At 48.8% G+C, this 16,862-nt stretch carries 15 protein-coding genes; 2 read left to right on the top strand and 13 right to left on the bottom strand.

Annotation, left to right across the window (positions count from 1 at the left end):
• Window positions 1-5: 5 nt before the first annotated feature.
• Both ACZ520_RS05460 and ACZ520_RS05455 read left to right on the top strand, forming a co-directional pair.
• Window positions 6-1,193, top strand: coding sequence for a cysteine desulfurase family protein (locus ACZ520_RS05460; protein WP_464127715.1), 1,188 nt, complete (start codon window positions 6-8; stop codon window positions 1,191-1,193).
• Window positions 1,194-1,297: 104 nt separating this feature from the next.
• Window positions 1,298-1,624 (top strand): HesB/IscA family protein, encoded by a 327-nt coding sequence (locus ACZ520_RS05455; RefSeq protein WP_088565852.1) that lies wholly within the window; start codon window positions 1,298-1,300, stop codon window positions 1,622-1,624.
• On the opposite strand, the gene ACZ520_RS05450 is transcribed toward ACZ520_RS05455, so the two are convergent.
• The 13 genes from ACZ520_RS05450 to ACZ520_RS05390 all read right to left on the bottom strand — a co-directional run bounded on the left by ACZ520_RS05450 (window position 1,614) and on the right by ACZ520_RS05390 (window position 16,713).
• Window positions 1,614-3,116: a methyl-accepting chemotaxis protein gene (locus ACZ520_RS05450; RefSeq protein ID WP_464127714.1), complete on the bottom strand. Its 1,503-nt coding sequence runs from the start codon at window positions 3,114-3,116 to the stop codon at window positions 1,614-1,616. The two genes, ACZ520_RS05455 and ACZ520_RS05450, sit on opposite strands and share 11 nt — an antisense overlap.
• 100 nt (window positions 3,117-3,216) lie before the next feature.
• Window positions 3,217-4,026: an alpha/beta fold hydrolase gene (locus ACZ520_RS05445; RefSeq protein ID WP_464127713.1), complete on the bottom strand. Its 810-nt coding sequence runs from the start codon at window positions 4,024-4,026 to the stop codon at window positions 3,217-3,219.
• 63 nt (window positions 4,027-4,089) lie between these two features.
• On the bottom strand, window positions 4,090-4,887 hold the full coding sequence (locus tag ACZ520_RS05440) for a 2Fe-2S iron-sulfur cluster-binding protein (RefSeq protein ID WP_464127712.1): 798 nt from the start codon (window positions 4,885-4,887) through the stop codon (window positions 4,090-4,092).
• Between the two features lie 25 nt (window positions 4,888-4,912).
• A complete protein-coding gene (gene tyrS, locus ACZ520_RS05435; RefSeq protein WP_088565856.1) occupies window positions 4,913-6,130 on the bottom strand; it encodes a tyrosine--tRNA ligase in 1,218 nt (405 codons plus the stop codon).
• Window positions 6,127-7,692: a ribonuclease Y gene (rny, locus tag ACZ520_RS05430; RefSeq protein ID WP_088565857.1), complete on the bottom strand. Its 1,566-nt coding sequence runs from the start codon at window positions 7,690-7,692 to the stop codon at window positions 6,127-6,129. The genes tyrS and rny overlap by 4 nt, the downstream gene beginning before the upstream one ends.
• A gap of 7 nt (window positions 7,693-7,699) precedes the next feature.
• Entirely contained in the window at window positions 7,700-8,263 is a 564-nt protein-coding gene (locus tag ACZ520_RS05425) for a 5-formyltetrahydrofolate cyclo-ligase (RefSeq protein ID WP_464127711.1), read from the bottom strand.
• A 26-nt stretch (window positions 8,264-8,289) separates the two neighbouring features.
• Window positions 8,290-8,598, bottom strand: a complete 309-nt coding sequence (locus ACZ520_RS05420; protein ID WP_088566884.1) for a cell division protein ZapA — start codon at window positions 8,596-8,598, stop codon at window positions 8,290-8,292.
• Between the two features lie 146 nt (window positions 8,599-8,744).
• The gene (locus tag ACZ520_RS05415; protein WP_088565859.1) at window positions 8,745-9,239 is read right to left on the bottom strand and encodes a hypothetical protein; all 495 of its coding nucleotides are present in this window, start codon (window positions 9,237-9,239) and stop codon (window positions 8,745-8,747) included.
• 108 nt (window positions 9,240-9,347) lie between these two features.
• Window positions 9,348-10,361 (bottom strand): hypothetical protein, encoded by a 1,014-nt coding sequence (locus ACZ520_RS05410; protein WP_464127710.1) that lies wholly within the window; start codon window positions 10,359-10,361, stop codon window positions 9,348-9,350.
• A gap of 13 nt (window positions 10,362-10,374) precedes the next feature.
• Window positions 10,375-12,114 (bottom strand): L,D-transpeptidase family protein, encoded by a 1,740-nt coding sequence (locus ACZ520_RS05405; protein WP_464127709.1) that lies wholly within the window; start codon window positions 12,112-12,114, stop codon window positions 10,375-10,377.
• Between the two features lie 124 nt (window positions 12,115-12,238).
• A complete protein-coding gene (locus ACZ520_RS05400; protein ID WP_464127708.1) occupies window positions 12,239-13,699 on the bottom strand; it encodes a hypothetical protein in 1,461 nt (486 codons plus the stop codon).
• A complete protein-coding gene (locus tag ACZ520_RS05395) occupies window positions 13,696-14,931 on the bottom strand; it encodes a hypothetical protein (protein ID WP_464127707.1) in 1,236 nt (411 codons plus the stop codon). Before ACZ520_RS05395 ends, ACZ520_RS05400 begins: the two co-directional genes overlap by 4 nt.
• Window positions 14,932-15,078: 147 nt before the next feature.
• Window positions 15,079-16,713: a hypothetical protein gene (locus ACZ520_RS05390; RefSeq protein WP_464127706.1), complete on the bottom strand. Its 1,635-nt coding sequence runs from the start codon at window positions 16,711-16,713 to the stop codon at window positions 15,079-15,081.
• Window positions 16,714-16,862: the final 149 nt, after the last annotated feature.

Below are 16,862 nucleotides of genomic sequence, written 5' to 3'. Positions count from 1 at the left end.
TGGAAATGAGCACCGAACGCCCTATGGGAAAGACTTTGCAGCAGGACACCGGCATCTATCTTGATTACAACGCCACGACTCCCGTGGACCCGCGCGTTTATGCCACCATGGAACCTTACTTCAAAGAATTCTTCGGCAACCCGGCCAGCGCCGGTCATCACTGGGGTTGGATCGCGGAAAATGCCGTTTCCAAAGCCCGCACTCAAGTGGCAAGTTTTATCGGCTGCAAGGGCATGGAGGTCACCTTCACTGGTGGCGCCACGGAATCCAACAACTGGGTGATCTTCGGTTTGATTTCCAAGCTGCGCGAAGAAAGCCCAGACGCCCCGATTCACTTTATCACCAGCAACATCGAACACAGCTCGATCATGAAGGGCATGGCCGCGGCTCAAAAAATGGGCGTGGAGGTCGACTTCCTGCCGGTGAATAAATTCGGTGTGGTTGAACTTGAAACAATCAAAGCCGCGATCAAACCGCACACCAAACTGATGAGCTTTATCTGGGTGAACAACGAAATCGGATCCATCAATCCGATTCCGGAAATCGCCGCCCTTTGCAAAGAAAACAAAATTTATCTGCACACGGATGCCACTCAAGCAGTGGGCAAAATCCCGGTGAACGTGACTGAGATGGGCATTGATTTGATGTCCTTCTCGGGCCACAAAATCTATGGACCTAAAGGCGTAGGCGCTCTTTACATCCGCGGAAAAGATCCCAAGGTTCAACTGAATCCTTTGATTTACGGCGGTGGTCAGGAGCGTGGACTTCGCTCGGGCACGGTGAATGTTCCAGCGGTTGTCGGCTTCGGCACAGCTTGCGAACTTTGCCAGCAGAACTTCACGGCGGAAGTGCAGCACATGAAAGACCTGCGCGACTTCCTGTGGTCTGAGCTTCAGCAAAACATCCCGGGTGTGAAGCTGAACGGTCACCCGACCGACAGATCTCCGGCAAATTTGAACATCACTTTACCTGGAATTAAAACCGAACAGATTCTGCCTCGTTTACAGAAGCTGGGGGTCAGCACAGGTTCTGCCTGTGGTACGGGTGCGATGGTTGTCAGCCACGTTCTGAAAGGCCTGGGACTGAGCACGGAAGAGGTTCAATGCTCGCTGCGCCTAAGCCTGGGCCGTTGGACGACTCAGGATGAATTAAGCCGTGCGGCTCAGATTCTTAAGCAGGCTATTCAAAAATAGTTAATATATTCAAATACTTGAACAATCTCCCCGGAGGGCCTATCCGGGGTTCCCCTGCCCTTGACAGCTGTGTTATACTGGCTTCGACGTTAAAGGAGCTTTCTATGATCAATATTTCACCTGAAGCAGCAACTAAACTGGCTTCCCTCAAAAAAGATGAAGGTAAAGACGATGCAGCTTTCCTGCGCGTTGAGGTGAAAAAAGGCGGCTGCTCTGGCCTGTCTTACAAAATGGACTTCGACACTGTGACTCGTGATGGAGACAAGTTCTTTGAATCCCAAGGCCAAAAAGTGGCGGTGGATTCTCAAAGCATGCTTTATCTTTTGGGTATGACACTGGAGTATTCCGGTGGCTTGAACGGCAAAGGGTTTGTGTTCAACAACCCGAACGCCAACAAACACTGCGGCTGCGGTTCCAGCTTCAACGTTTAACTAAAACAGCTGAATTCAAGTTTAAAAAGGGAGTCTCTACAAGACTCCCTTTTTCTTTTCCGTGCACAAGCGCATACAGTTCCGCCGCTATGGCCTCAAGCTGCAAAGCCTGATTCTGCATGGCCTGAGCTGACGCTGACACCTCTTCACTGGCCGCGGCATTCTGCTGAGTGGATGAATCCATCTGATTCATCGCCACACTCATCTGTGAAATCCCGTGGGATTGTTCCTGGGTGGCCACTGCCACCTCCGCGTTCAAGTCCGTCACTTTCTGAATCGAGGTGACGATGTTGCGCAAGGCCTCGCCGCCACGATCCGCAATGCTGACACCTTTGTCGATCGTAATCTGCGAGGCTTCGATCATGGCGTGAATGTCCTTGGCCGAAGACGCTGATCTTTGCGCCAGACTGCGAACGGCCTCGGCAACCACGGCAAAACCTTTTCCTTGCTCTCCCGCGCGGGCGGCTTCGACGGCGGCATTCAGCGCCAGCAGATTTGTCTGAAAGGCCAGGTCATCAATCACCGCAACGACTTCAGCCATCTTGCGGGCTTTTTCGGAAACCTCTTTCATCGACTCGATCAAGGCACCAATTTCTTTTTCACCGACCACCGCATACTGACGGGATTCCTGCGCCAGCGTTGCCGCCTGACGACCATTGTCTGCTCCGACCTTCACCATCGATGTCAATTCTTCCATCGTTGCCACTGTTTCTTCGATCGCGCTGGCTGATTCCGTGGAACTGCTGGCCACTTGCAGGGACGCTGCTGCCAGTTGTTCAGAACCCGCCGAAACATCTTTCGATGACAGATGCAAAGCTTGCACGGACTGATCCATCAGGCGCACCACCCGGCGGATCTGTATTGCTCCCAAAGCCAGAACTGACACACCCACCAGCAGACCCACTATGGACACCAGTGTTTCAACCCGGTTGACTTCGATTTGTTCCTGCTGGGTTTCTTTTTCCATTTTCCCCATGCGCTCTTCGGTGATGGTCTGATTCACGCCATCAATCAGCTCCAGGGATTCTTTCAGATCCTTGCGCACATAGGCTTTGATCTCGGGCTCCGGAGTTTGATTTTGCAAAGCCGTGGTGATCCAACTGATATTTTCCTTCAGCACGGGCCAGCGGTTTTTCACCTGTTCAAATTCTTTGGCGTATTCCGCCGACTGGGGCAGCTGCAGATACTTTTGCAAGGCCTGCTCGAAGTTATGCTGGGAGCGATTTAAGCGCTCTATCGCACGCTGCTGCTCAGTGGCATCCTCGGATCCCAGGGCCATCCAGGCAAAGCGCGAAATATCATTGGTCGCGGCATCCATCTGGCCCGAATAGCGCACCAGCGGAGTGCTCCCGGTCGTTGCTTTTTCCAGGCGATCTGCCAACTCTGAAATATAGTAATTGGATCCGGCGATACTGACAGTCAAGGCCAGCAAAGGCACCACCAGCAAAGCAAAGAGTTTACCACTTAATCCTTTAAACCAACTGAGATTCATAAATTCCTCCGGCGTAATAACAAACTGAACTTGCCGCACAGTTAGAATGCCCAAGGACTATGACTGGAATGTGGAAGCGTAATTTTATTTCGAAAGTGTCTTAAGCAGCGACGGATTCGCTTAAAAACTCACGTATGAGACGTGAGACTTCTTCGGGCTGCGTTTTAATAGCCAAGTGTCCTGCACCTGTCAAAATCACAACATCTTCGCAGCCGATATGCTTGGCGAAATGACGATAGGCCGTCTGATCAAAAAGCAGATCTTTTTCATCAAAGATCAACCGGCATTCCCCGCGGTAAGTGTACAAACGCGTGTGCCAGTAAGCCCAGTCCTCAGAACGCAAGATCCAAGCAAAGTGATGAATCATGTGCGCCACGAACTGTAATTTGCGGCCTTTGAGTGTTTCTACCGACACGTTTCCTTCACTGCGCTCATCGCGGAAAATCTGCGCTGAACGTTTCAGGAAGGCGCGCCCCATCGGTGTGGAAAGCATCACATAGACACTTTTCAAGTTGAGCGGAATGGCAAAGAAGAATTTTAATTCCTTTGGCAGAAAGTGACGAATAGGGTCTGTCACCATCGGATTGATCAAAACGGTTTTTTCAATCAGATCCGGATGCTGGGTCGCCAGTCCCCAGGACAAAGCCCCCCCGTAACTTAAACCCGCAAGACTGACCTTTTCACCCGGGAAATTTTCACGAATGAACTTGGCAACAGCTTCGATTTGCACGGTGAAGAACAGCTTATCGCTGCTCATATAGATGTGGCTAAGATTGGGAACGATCACACGGTAATGAGCCGACAGGTTTTCCGCGATGGATTCCCAATGATGAACACTTCCTCCATAACCATGAAGAAGTATCAGCAGTGGCCCTTGTCCCCGTTCCCGGAAAGTGATCTTGTGTGACATCCATGAAACTTATCGGTAAAGATCTGTTTACAGGACACTGCCCACAGGTCCAGACCGCTCGGATTATTGATTATCCTTACGGTCCTGTTTTGGCTGCTGATTTTGCTGAGGCTTCTGGCCCTGCTGCTGATTGCGATTTTGATTCTGATTGCGGTTCTGGTTCGGCTGTTGTTGCGGCTTTTGATTTTGCTGCTGCTTTGGCTGACCCTGTTTTTGCTGGCCTTGCTTCTGTTGCTGGCCGCCTTGTTTCTGCTGACCCTGCTTTTGATTCTGCTGCTGGTTGCGATTACCGCCGCCACCCTGCTGCTTTTGTTGCTGCGGGCGATTTTGCTGCTGCTGACGCTGCTTTTGTTGCTGCTGTTGTTTTGGCGGACTTTGAGTTTGTTCAGTCGCCAATCCTTCCGCGGCCACCTCAGTGGAAGTTTCAGACGAATCCGCGCCACGGTCCGCGTTCTGATGCTGTGGACGGTCTTCCGGCTTTTCAGACAAAAGCATGGTGTCGTTAACAGCTTTGGATTCCACCTGTTTGTTGGCGCGGAAGCCCCTGATTTTTTTGGATTTGTTTTCGCTGTTTTGAACCTGTTCAGTCAGGTCCACCGTCACATCCCCGTAACAACGAACCTGACAGCTCAAACGACGACCGTCAATGAAGTGACTGGTCCCGATCAGGTTCAGCTCGGCTTTCGTCGGGGGCAGCGTATTGGATTCCCCTTCTGAAATGCGCACACGGCATTCTGCACAGGATGGAACCCCTTTGCAGATGGATCGGATTTCCAGTTTGTTCTCCGTTGCAATCTGCAAAAGGCTCTTGTCAGGAGTGCCTTCGACTTCGATATTCTGCGGAAGAAATTTGATTTTCATAACTCGGATCCCCGATCAGTTCTGACTACTTAACAACAATCTTAACGAATTTCTTTTTACCGGCTTTCAGCACGAAGCTGGCCCCGGATTTCAGGTCGATTTTCAAACGAGGGTCCGAAACCTTCTCGCCATCAATCTGCACCCCACCACCCTGGATCAAACGACCGGCTTCACTGTTGGAAGCGGCCAGCTGAGCTTTCACCATCAATGCCGCCAGACCCACTTGATCTTCAGCAGAGACTTCAAAGTCAGGCACTTCATCCGGCAAACCTTTTTCCACGAAGATGCGGTTGAACTCGTCTTCCGCCGCTTGCGCTTCAGCCTGGGAATGGAAACGTTTAATAAGGAATTTTGCCAGGTCCACTTTCACTGTGCGCGGGTGTTTGCGGCCTTCGGCCACATCCGCACGCAGCTGTTTCAAACCAGCGGCATCCACGTCCGTCAAAAGCTCGTACCAGCGGTACATCAGCTCGTCGGAAATTCTCATGGTTTTTCCGAACATGTCTTTCGGTGTATCCACGACAGAAATATAGTTGTCCAAAGACTTGGACATCTTGTTCACGCCGTCGATACCTTCCAGAATCGGCATGGTCAACACACACTGGGCTTCCATTCCGTAAGCGGCCTGCATTGCACGGCCCACCAGAAGATTGAACTTCTGATCCGTACCACCCAGCTCGACGTCGGTTTTCAAAGCCACGGAATCGTAACCTTGAGTCAGAGGATAGATGAATTCGTGAATACCGATTGGAGTGCCGGATCTGTAACGTTTGGTGAAATCCTCGCGCTCTAGCAACTGAGCCACGGTGTATTTGGAAGTCATGGTGATGAATTCCGCCGGAGTCATTTTCATGATCCAGCTGGAGTTGTACACGATCTCGGTTTTTTCCGGATCCAGGATTTTGAAGATTTGTTTTGCGTAAGAGCGGCCGTTTTCCTCGATCTCTTCGCGAGTCAGCATCGGACGCGTGCTGTTTTTACCGGAAGGGTCCCCGATCATCGCCGTGAAATCCCCGATCAGGAAAGACACCTTGTGCCCCAGATCCTGGAAGGTTTTCAGCTTGTTGATCACAACGGTGTGGCCCAGATGGATGTCCGGACGAGTTGGGTCCGCACCCAGCTTGATGTTCAAAGGTTTCTTCGTCTCGATCGAGCGCTTAAGTTTTTTAAGCATGTCCTCGTCGTTGATGAAGTCGGCCGTGCCGAATTTGATTCTTTCCAGCTGCTCCTGAGGACTCATCATCTTGCATGCTCCACAGAACGGGTTTCACGAACCACAGTCACTTTCACCTGACCGGCCTGAGGCATCTCGCGTTCGATCTTACGAGCGATATCACGGGACAACATCACCGCCTGATCATCCGTCACACGGCTGGATTCCACCAAGACGCGGATGTCTTTACCGGCTTGCAGCGCCAATGTTTTCAAAACACCGTCGAAGCTGTTGCCGATGCTTTCCAGGTCTTCCAAACGATGGATGAAGGTATCCATCTGCGGACGACGTGCGCCTGGACGAGAGCTGGAAAGAGTGTAAGCCGCATGAACAATCCAAGCCAGGATGGAGTGAGGTTTTTCCTCTTCATCGTGAGCGCGGATTGCATGGCACACATCTTCAGATTCATTGTATTTCTTAGCGGCTTCAGCACCCACGAAAGCATAGCTGCCTTCCACGGTGTGATCGATCGCTTTACCGATATTGTGCAAAAGACCTGCACGACGAGCCAGCTTCACGCTGACACCCAGTTCAGCCGCCAGAAGACCGGCGATCGTCGCCACTTCCAAAGACTGATTCAAGGCGTTTTGGCCCTGGTAAGAACGGTATTTCAGACCACCGATGATTTTCACCAGCTCAGGGTGCATGTTCGGAATGCCCAGCTCCATCACGTGGCGCTCGCCTTCCTCTTTCATGGATTTCATCAGTTCGTTTCTTTGTTTTTCAGCGACTTCTTCGATACGTGCCGGGTGAACACGACCGTCTTCCATCAGCTTTTCGATGGTACGACGAGCCAGTTCACGGCGAACCGGATCGAAACCGGAGATAACCACCGCCTCTGGCGTGTCATCGACGATCAGATCCACACCACAGTGTGCTTCCAGCGTACGGATGTTACGACCTTCACGTCCGATGATTTTACCCTTCATCTCGTCGTTTGGCAGAGCCAGAACGCTGACAGTTCTTTCAGAAGTGTATTCGGAGGCAAAGCGGGACAAAGCTGTTGCCAGAATGCGCTTGGCTTTTTTCTCGGATTCTTTGTTGGCTTCTTCCTCGATCTGGGCAATTTTTTTCGCGGCCTCTTGTTTCGCTTCGTCTTCCAAAGCGGTCAGTAACTGGCGGCGCGCTTCATCCTGGCTCATTGCTGCCACGGACTCCAGCTTCTGCTTCAGCTCACCGATGTGAGTCTCGCCTTTTTTCTCAAGATCCTTGATGCGGTTTTCAGAGATCGCGATTTTTTCCTCGCGGTCTTTGAGGGAATTCAGGTAGCGCTCGTTTTCTTCCATCTTTTGTTTGAACTGATCCTCGATCTCTTTCAAACGACGATCCAACTGCGCTTCTTTGTTTTTCAAAGTGGATTTTTGTTTGTGAATGTCCTGTTCGACATTTTTGCGGGCGCGGGATTCGAAATCCTTGGCCTTGTTTTCAGAATCCTTCTTCAGCTTGGCAGCTTCAGAGTTGGCTTTGTTGACGATGCGCTCTGCCTCAAAACGTGCGGATTTCTTTTTGTTGTTGTCCTGCAGACGCTTGATAACGAAGACGACTGTTCCACCGATGAGCAGGCCGATAATGGCGCTGATTACGATCTCCATGATTCATTTACTCCTGATGCTTCTTGCAATCGACCAGGCCTGATTCTGTGATGAGGAAATCCATTTTCACATCATGAGGCTCGGTGGGAAGCGGATCGGTGGTGACTTGAAAATCAAAACCAATTCCGACTTTCACCCCCGGGAAGGATTCCAGGGTTTTATCGTAAAACCCTTTTCCCTTACCGAGGCGATTGCCATTCTTATTAAAAACCAAACCGGGAACCAGCAGACCGGACATTTCGGCCAGGGATCTTTGGATAGAGCCGGGTTTAGGCTCCCGCACTCCGTAGGGCCCGAGATCGAAATCCCGGGTCTCATAGAATTCCAAAAGACCCTCGCGCATTTTGGGGAAGGCCCATTTCAGGTGAAGGATGTGAAACACCTCTTCGACCTGAGCCTCTTCGGGCAGGGCCCGGTAGGCTCCCCAAACCCCCGTCTGTGATTTCATAAAATCACGCAGATGGGCGTCGAGCTGCTGTTGTTTTTGAACTAGACCTTGTGCAAACTCTTGGGCACAAAGAGATTTAAAGAAGGACCTACAGTCCTTTTTAGAGCTCCAGGAAACTGGCATGGACACTCCAAGAAATCAAAACAAAGTCAGTTGTTCAAAACCTTGTTGTTCTTGGAATTTTCCAGATCCATTGAAAGTTGCAATGCCTTCTCTTCAAGTTTTTCCAACTCGCGGTGGGCTTTGCGTTTCAATAGAATAAGTTCTTCGGCAAGATTCATCGCCGTGAGCACGGCTGCATTCTGATAAGAGCCATTCTTGGTTACACCCAAGGCTTGATTCATTCTGGAATTTACAAATTCAACGAGCTCTTCAACAGTCGCGTCGTCATGAGAGGTTTTTAATTTGTAAGGGACACCCGCAATTAGGAAATTGTAGGTTTTTTTCTCAGATGTCACTAGCACCTCAACAGCTGCAGAATCTATGGGTCTGGAAGTCTTTGGAACTTTTTCGACCACGAATGCCTAAACCTTTTAAAACTCTAGAAAAATCCTAGATCAACACAAGGAAAAGTATATATCTAAAAGGTCGATATTCAACAGATTTATTTTTTAGAACAGGTGCATATAATGCCGAGATTCTTCTGGTTTTCACAGTGTACGGAACGCTTGCCGTCACGATCGGTCAGGTCGATCTCCTGGATCTCTTTAAAGTTCCGGCGGTAGGTCGAGACGACGTTATTAAGCTTCGTGTCATTATAGGAGTATTCGTCTGATTTGATCACTCCATTGAGCAGGAAGTTGTTGATCGTGTCCTGATTCGGGTTCAGGCGCTGGTTGTTCGTCAGCTTGATGTCGGTGATGACACCCTTTTCGTCGACTTGCTGCAAAATAAGCTCGGTCTCGACCTTTTTAGCCCCGGCGAACTTGGTTCGCAGGATCAGGTTCATCAGCTCTTTGTCAGCATTCAGATAATGGATCTTTCTTTGACGCAGCTGCGACTGAGAGGTCACGAACTTTTCGTCCATGATCTCTTTCAGGCGATTGAGGTCGACTTTGAAGGACAGCTTTTCATCTTGAAGCTCAGGGAAGCAACGCATGAGGTTTTCATACGAAACGGAGACTGGCTTAACGCCTTGAGCCCCAGCAAAGTGAGGCCCAAAAATAAACAATAAACTTACAACAAATTTATGCATTCCCTTTTCCCATTACATGGGAGTGCAGCTTGATGCGGCAGAACGGTCGCAACCTTCCTGATCATCACTCGTGCAATACGCACGGGATTCAGTTTCCCATGTACGTGCCGATGCGCAATCCCCTTCACCTAGGTTAGTGAAAAGGCCATCCACGTTCAATGAAAAACCCAAAGTACTGCCGGATTTGGAGTAGTTTCCGACTTCAATTGAGACGTTTTTGATTGTGTTGCCTTTGGCGTCTTTGCCTTCTGCTGAAATACGATACGCTCCTGGGAAGACTGACACAAAGGTCGAGCCTTTGATTGGAACTGCGACCAGATAGCGAGGGTGTTTCATAACCAGCATGTCGGAAGGTTGAGAGACCCACATTTGCTTGAAGGAGCCGTCTTTTTCACCGTAGCCAACTCCGAAATCGAACAAACCGCGAAGGTCCATTGGTGATCTGGCGTTATTCCAGGCAATACAAATCTGCTCAGCACGAAGAACTGACGAAGGAGCATCGTAAGGTTTTACAAAGTTGTCGCATGCCTCATAAGTAAAGCGCTGAACATAGTCACGCTCCCACGCGCCTGCCAAATACAAATCATCGAAGTTGTCTTTATCCAAGAAGAAGAAGTGACGTTTCATATGATACATCGTCATGTAGATCTTCTGTTGTTCAACAAGCTTACCCATGTCGCGATAGACACGGACGTTGTTGTTCTTCATTACTGCTGGGATATCAATTCGCTCCAACTGCAAAGTTGTAGTTGAACCTTCACGCACTTGAACCAAGTCCGGGTTGATGGAGTTTTCAAAACCAACAATGTACATTCCCGCCGGAACTGCAGTGGGTTTATTCAAATCAAAGAACACAGGGTTATCACAACTCCCACGTTTGGTGGTGTCGCAACGAACGGCTTTGACTTTGCGGAAGCCCTGATTTTCACCACCCACACCATTCACAGCCAGCGATCCCATAGCCTGAGCCCAGGCCGAACCCGCAAACAAAATCACAGACAATGCTGTCCAAAGCTGCTTTTTCATATTCATGGCTCCTTTAGAATAATTCATTGCCATGTCTCACTGCTTTCATTGTTTTTGCCACACGCTCGTCCTGACCGTAAACATCTTTCACGAATCTCACCGCACCGTCTTGGGCGCGATCGACAGTCAGGTACATCAAGTAAACTGGAACTGGCACTTTCAAGTGAATGCGCTTTTCCCAGTTATCCTTAGGAACGTAGTCAATTGAATCTTCTGGCGGAACGTAGGATTCCAACTTTTCTTTTGGCCAGTAGTCTTCCGTCTGATTGGACTTCACCGCTACGTTGTCACGCAGGATATAAGCTGCAAAAGTGAACGGATCCTCCAAACGGACACAGCCGGAACTCAAGTGTCTCTTGCTATCCTGGAACAACTTTGGATCATCAGTGTGGTGCAAATAGATGGACCACTCGTTTGGCAATGGGAACTTAATGGAACCCAACGCGTTCTTTCGCCATGGCTCCTGGCGCAGATAATAAGGGAAGTTACTACGGGAAAGGTCCTGCAACATAGCCACACTTGGCGTCACCACCGTATTTCTAACTCGATCCACCAGATGCATACGATGCTTTTTCAAGTAGTCAATACCTGGCTGCCCTTGACGCAGAATTGGCAGCTTGTCTCTAAATACAATAGAGTCCGGCGCTGTCCACGTTGGGTTCAGCTCAACGAAACTCAACATATTTCGAAGCACTGGCGTACGACGATAACTTTGACCATTGATGGTCTTGAAATGCATGACCTTGCGGCCTTCATCAAACATCTGGAATTCTGTTGTCGCCAGATTCACGAACACATGGCGAGACTCCATGGTTTTAGGCAACCAACGAATCTTTTCCATATTTACTTCAAGTTGGAAAACACGGTCAGCCACAGTCGTATTCAGGAAGGTCATAACTTCATTCCCGATGACCCCATCCACTCCCATGTTATTCACACCCTGGACATCCTCAATCACACGCTTTAGATCCGCATCATAAACGTCACCCGTAGACGTCACAGCATAACCCAGGCTTTGTAAGCGACCACGGATAGCCGGGATCGCAGCATCCTTGTCGCCGGGACGAAGGCTCTTTTTGTTAAGTTTGATCTGAGACCAGCCACCTGCATTTTGAATGCTGCGGAAGTAGGCCAGAAGCTGTTTTAAATCCACGTAACGAAGATGAGTCGGTGCAAATTTATCCAATCCTGCGACCAGCGCTTTTGCACTGATATTGCCTTCAACCGCACGCAAAACTTGGTTCAATTCAACATATTCAGTGAACTTCTTTTTTGGCATCTTGATATCAGTATCGATTTCCATCGGATCAAAGCGTCCGGTGGAAAGATGAGTCACATAACGAATGATCGCTTCAGAGACAGCAAGCTCAAATGTGGCAGCGAACTTACCGTCTTTGTTTGCCACATATAAACTCTCAATAATATTATCCCAATAATCATCAGGATTAAGACCTTGACTGAAAGCGCCCTGCTTAAGACCTTCACGCGCAGCTGCTGCCATTGCATTGGGCCGCCCATTGGCATCCACCCAAATAGCAGAAAATCCACGCTTTTCGTACAATGAATTCAAAGTGTTCTTATGAAGATAAAAGTTAGACCCGCGAACAAACATGAACGGAATATGCTTGAGATCTTCTCTATTGAGGTAGTGATTGATCTCCGATTCCAGGTGCGCTGAAGCCAACTGGGGCGCCAGAGTCATCATGGACATACCGATCAGGAAAGTCTTTTTAAACAAGCTCTTCATAGACATAGAAACCTCTTCAGGTCTTTTATATCCAAATAAAGTGCCAGCTGTACGGGGCCTATACTTGCGTACGGGAAATGTTTACTAGACAGGGGCCCCAATTTGTCACCCGTCTCAATTTGAGATGGGACTATTTCGCTTCGGGAAGATCTAACGACTCATCAGGCACCTGGCCAGGTACCACCACATTGCCCTCGGAATCAAATGGATTCGGCAACTCCGGACAGAACAATGAACTACATCCAAAGCTCTCATCATAAATTCCACGTTCCTGTGCCCGCCTTTCAGCTTCAGCTTCTGCTTCTGCCTCTTCCTGCTCTGCTGCTTTCCGACGAGCTTCTTGTATTTCCTCCCACTGTGCTTCATCAAAAATTTCATTTTCCAGTTGATAGTCATTCATCTCTTGCTGCAACCACACTTCCCACTGAAGAGGCTCTTCCTTGTAATTTACAACGCCATTTTCATCCTTATAGGGCACTCCAAGTTCACCATAATAAGGAATACGATGAATATACATACTGGTATTAACAAATAATGGATCAGCAAGTCTTCCATTACGCCGCGCTTGTCTTTTAAATCGGCGATAGCTACCAGTCACCTTCCCTTTACTAACATAAATCAATTCATAGTTGGAGCTCTTGATCCCGGACTTCTCAGTCAAATAGTCGCTAGGACCGTAGTCATCATCTGCATAAAAAGCACATTCTTTGCGGCCCACTACTGAAGGAGGAGGACAAGTTCCCTCTTTGCGATGAATGTTATCCTTAGACCAAGATATACGCATCAACAGCTTTGGGGACATCCACAAGCCAGAATTATCAATATTCCACAATGTGGATTTCAGATTAGGGCGACGACTCAAAAACCCTAACAGAAGTGAGTCGTCAAAATACCTTTGAAACTGACGCATCAATTCAGCTTCATACAAAAGCTGAATATCTTGGGAAGAAATCTCATTTTTACACGAAAGCTGGTTTAGATACTTCACCATTACATCAGAATTCTTAATCACGTCGGCCTGCAAATCCTGAATAATCTGATTACGAACAAATTCGCAGGACAGCCCCGTACGAATCATCAGTCCATTCGCCGCACCAAATTCGGACTTGGAAACATATTCCAAAACCATTTGCGCTTTTTTTCCGTACTCTTCAGCTAAAAATGACGAGGCCTTATTTAACGTAAACCCAAAGTCTTCCGAACGCTTAATATGCTTTAAGGCATGAAATTGTTTTTGCAGACGAGACCTTAATACCTGTCTTTCAAAGTTCCCCTGCTCTGATCCCAAATTAAAGGCATCCACAGACTGAGACCATAACACTTTCGCAACATCAACATTGTCACCAGCAAGAGCAGCGCCCATAGGGGTTTCTGCAAATCCAGCAAATGCAAATTCATGCACCTTCAATTTGTCTATACTTTTTTGCACCAGATCAACATTCCCAATCCGAGCTGCAGCAATTAGGTCTTTTTGAGAATTCGTCAATTCTTTTTTTGCAGACACCGTCTTGACAACAGGATTAAACTTGCCGTTGTCAAAACTGCAAGATACCAATCCAAGGCTGATAACTAAAAGGATGAGGGACTTCATTTGAAGGTCCTCCGTTTTGGCTCAGTACAAATCTGAGTTTTGAACTCATCAAAGGTCATCGCCATAAATTCCTGACGTTCGCCCGTGTACATGGAATAAAAAGTATCCTGTTGAATCTTCGTGCCAGGATTCATATACCGGAAAATTGAATGGAGATTTGCCACGTTGGCTCTATCGTGGGAACAATACTTTTCTTCCCCATAGCAAGGCACAGAACTATCAGGCTTCTTTTCACCCATTAAGTATGGATAGGAGTGATCTTGACCCGACTGCAGTTCATTCACGAGCGAAACCCACTCATCTAGCTGACCTTCGTTCGCGAAACAAACTTTTTTAAGCATTAATAGAGATAGCGGGCTCACGTTCACCTGGCTTGAAATCAAACCAAGATGATCTTGATGCCATCCATCTGCAGGAACAACTATAGATAACGAGGCACCTTTTCTCATACCCACCAAAAACCTGATAAAGGCGATAGATTTGAAACTCGATTGAAACTGATAAAGATACTCATATCCAATCCAAGTATTTATTAATTCCGTTGAAAAACGAGAAGTCTCATTGGCACATGATGTGTCCGTTAATAGATTATTAAATGCTTCTCGGTGATTTAACTGACTGAAGACTTCATAGTAAAGTCCCGGATGTACGAGCTCTCTACCTAGGTATTCTCGTTCCATCAATAGATTTGCAAACTTCTCGCAACCGCGGTACCCAATCTTATATTCGTCAATACGATCACGGAACTTCTGCATCGAAGTATCCTGCACAATACCGTTGTGCAATATTCGCGGATAACTACGCAGAATATCCATAATCCCATCAAGCTGGGCTGAATCAATCAACTTGCCCAAAGCGACGTCATAGGTCAACTTCTCCCGGCTTTCCTGATTCAGCACAAACGGACTGTGCCCGCTGATCAGCAGGAATTGCGCGACTTTCTGTTTTCCGTGTTTGATTGCCAGATCCAGCGCACTCACCGCTCCACCGCGGGACAGGGCTGCCAGTTCGTCCTTGCGCTGAACCAGGGCTTCGATGGCTTTTTCCTCGTCGTCCCCGGCAATAACCTCATCCAGGCTTGCCACGTGTTCAGGCAGGGCCTTTTCTTCGATCAGGGTCACAGGGGCTCCCTTGCCGTTTGCCGGATCCTTTTTAAAAGAACACCCGCCCGTTGCAATCAGCAACAGGCAAAGCAATCCAGACATGACAAAGCGAAGTGACACTTCCATCATCTGCGATATTTGCAAGGCTTATACCCGCAATGTGAGCTTTTGGAAGGCCTTTGGCCGTCAAGACACTATCCAAAGAGACATTTAAGGGCGGTCACTTTGAAAGTGTCTCAAAATGAGAAAGGGCCCGGAACCGGGCCCTTTGGGATTCTATCTCAAGGAATTCAGCAGTCGGATGATATCCACATCCGGCGGCTGAGCGATGCCGGCTCCTGGTTTCGGGCCGGTCAGCTCGTCCAGGGAATAATCCATGCGGGCGTCATAGCGACGCTCCCACTGATTGCGCAGCCATCTTTCTCGGTCATACCACAGACGTTTGTTTTCATCATCCATACAGGTCGCAAGCTCCTGAGGCGTTTTCGCTCCCCAGCGCAGCTCCACACAGTGATACGGATCGAAGCTGATATCAAAGACACGCTGACGGGCTTCTTCCAGATTCAAAGTGACAGAACCACCGGCAGAGTTTCGATAGACGAACTGACAGGCGCGGGATTCACGCTCATAGGTTGCCAGCAAATCAACAGCAATGTTGGCCCCGCTATAGACGATCGCCGGGTCACCAGAGCGTTGACGCTGAACCAGGGTGCGTGCCTGATTTAAGATATCCATAAAGCCCACCTTCAGACGCGCATCTCTCGACGGAGACGCATAGTCCTCCCACTCGCCAGTTGTGCCGAAGATATTTGTCGGCAGACGCTCTGGGTGTGGTTTACGATCCACCCCCGCTTTGATCGCCATATCGACCGCCACCACACGGTCCTTCAAGTTCACACAAATATCCGCCACCATCTGACGCATATCCTGAAGCGGATCAATCTTCAGGTCTCCACTGGCCATCGCAATACGAAGATAGTCATAGTAAGGATACTGCACTCCACGATACAGGAACTTTCCTTTGTTCCACTCGCCCGCAGGGTCCGGCGAATTTCCATAGAACTGCTCAACACTGAAGTTCGCAAGCTGCGTGTTCAGAGCGCCGACAATTTTACCGCCATAGTATTCACCATTGGCTCTGCGGGAGGCGCCTTGCAACGCCAGTGGGCGGAAATTTTTGAATCCAGCACCATGCCCGGGAAAACTGCGCGTGAATTTCGGCGTGTACATTCCCGAAGTCAAAGTGTTGTCCGGGTGCGAATCGATATAGAAGATACGCCCGTCATCCGTCACACGATGGATGATCGCCACATGCCCGGCAGGATCATAAATCACCGTCCCCGGACGAATGCTTTCACGGTTAAGTTTGACTGGATAGAAATCGGTAAAACGAGACGCATCTTTGTCACCCATCATGCGGAAGGTGGCAGAATAGGTCATATCCACGATAGTTCTGTTTAACAACTGAACGGCGTTGGGATTGCTGGTGCGGCTGGGAATGATGTCATAGCGACTGGCGACCGCATTTCCGAACTTGGAATAGCGAGGATCTTTGTTCTCAGAGCCAGGAAGCGTATTAACAGCACTGACCAAAGACATTGGCAGTCCGTTTTTCCACGCAAAATAGGAGCGCAGATAGTATGGCAGATCCGCGCAGTCAGCAAACAAGCGCAAGTCCGCTGGATCTGTCCCGAAATAAGGATTGGCCGTACTACGCAAACACGCATCCACCGTCGCACATTCACGATTTTCCACAGCATTGCCCAAACGGGTGATGAACTCTCCAAAACGCTGTTCATCGGCTGCGGTCCAAGACGGCTTGGTGATACGCCATGCTTTGGAAATTGTTTGTGCTTCCGCCAATCCTGGAAGAAGAATCAAACCCAACAGCAAAAACTTTCTCATCTTCATGAAACCTCCATGTGCCCAAAAAGGGCTCCGTTGATAAACAGTTTGACGGTTGAAAACAATCCTTTCAAAAATACCGCAGGTCTGGAGGCTGTCACGCTTCTTGCTGAGAGGGTTTGAGTCAATGACATAAGTTTAATAGATATACGTTT

The sequence above is a fragment of the Bdellovibrio sp. BIS2 genome (assembly GCF_055398295.1).
Note: the sequence above shows the minus strand (reverse complement) of the source record. Positions and strands in the feature narration are given on the sequence as shown.

Excerpts from the sequence above, each read along its gene's own strand:
- ACZ520_RS05415 (WP_088565859.1), bottom strand. The coding sequence starts at position 9,239 with ATGCGTTGCTTCCCTGAGCTTCAAGATGAAAAGCTGTCCTTCAAAGTC.
- ACZ520_RS05425 (WP_464127711.1), bottom strand. The coding sequence starts at position 8,263 with ATGCCAGTTTCCTGGAGCTCTAAAAAGGACTGTAGGTCCTTCTTTAAA.
- ACZ520_RS05400 (WP_464127708.1), bottom strand. The coding sequence starts at position 13,699 with ATGAAGTCCCTCATCCTTTTAGTTATCAGCCTTGGATTGGTATCTTGC.
- rny (WP_088565857.1), bottom strand. The coding sequence starts at position 7,692 with ATGGAGATCGTAATCAGCGCCATTATCGGCCTGCTCATCGGTGGAACA.
- ACZ520_RS05405 (WP_464127709.1), bottom strand. The coding sequence starts at position 12,114 with ATGTCTATGAAGAGCTTGTTTAAAAAGACTTTCCTGATCGGTATGTCC.
- ACZ520_RS05390 (WP_464127706.1), bottom strand. The coding sequence starts at position 16,713 with ATGAAGATGAGAAAGTTTTTGCTGTTGGGTTTGATTCTTCTTCCAGGA.
- ACZ520_RS05460 (WP_464127715.1), top strand. The coding sequence starts at position 6 with ATGAGCACCGAACGCCCTATGGGAAAGACTTTGCAGCAGGACACCGGC.
- ACZ520_RS05455 (WP_088565852.1), top strand. The coding sequence starts at position 1,298 with ATGATCAATATTTCACCTGAAGCAGCAACTAAACTGGCTTCCCTCAAA.
- ACZ520_RS05440 (WP_464127712.1), bottom strand. The coding sequence starts at position 4,887 with ATGAAAATCAAATTTCTTCCGCAGAATATCGAAGTCGAAGGCACTCCT.
- ACZ520_RS05445 (WP_464127713.1), bottom strand. The coding sequence starts at position 4,026 with ATGTCACACAAGATCACTTTCCGGGAACGGGGACAAGGGCCACTGCTG.
- ACZ520_RS05410 (WP_464127710.1), bottom strand. The coding sequence starts at position 10,361 with ATGAAAAAGCAGCTTTGGACAGCATTGTCTGTGATTTTGTTTGCGGGT.
- ACZ520_RS05450 (WP_464127714.1), bottom strand. The coding sequence starts at position 3,116 with ATGAATCTCAGTTGGTTTAAAGGATTAAGTGGTAAACTCTTTGCTTTG.
- ACZ520_RS05395 (WP_464127707.1), bottom strand. The coding sequence starts at position 14,931 with ATGATGGAAGTGTCACTTCGCTTTGTCATGTCTGGATTGCTTTGCCTG.
- tyrS (WP_088565856.1), bottom strand. The coding sequence starts at position 6,130 with ATGATGAGTCCTCAGGAGCAGCTGGAAAGAATCAAATTCGGCACGGCC.